The sequence below is a fragment of the Phytoactinopolyspora endophytica genome, from assembly GCF_004138495.1.
Lineage (GTDB): Bacteria > Actinomycetota > Actinomycetes > Jiangellales > Jiangellaceae > Phytoactinopolyspora > Phytoactinopolyspora endophytica.
Window position 1 is genome coordinate 55711 of record NZ_ML142850.1, and the last position, 306, is coordinate 56016.

1 protein-coding gene is annotated in these 306 nt (G+C 68.3%); it reads right to left on the minus strand.

The features are described from left to right. On the minus strand, positions 1 to 306 hold a 306-nt coding region (locus ELR45_RS34520; protein ID WP_165367445.1), incomplete at both ends, for a condensation domain-containing protein.

Here is a 306-nt window from a genome sequence, read left to right on the forward strand (position 1 = left end):
CGTAGGCGGAGAACATCGCGTCCACCAGGCCGGGCGGGAACAGCTCGTCCACCGAGTCCCAGTCGATGGCGAGGCCGCCCCGAGTCAGAGAGACCTTCAGGTCCAGCCACACCTGCGGTGTCTGGGTCACGCTGTAGACGGGAGCCGGGAACACCTCGGACAGGTCGAGCGAGGCGTCGTCACCGACGCCGAGCACACTGGTGAACACCACCGGCATCGCTTTCACCGTCGCGTCGTGCTGCCGCGCCAGCTCTCGCAGCACCTGCACCCCCGAGATCTCCCGGTGGTCCAGGTCCCGCCACAGCT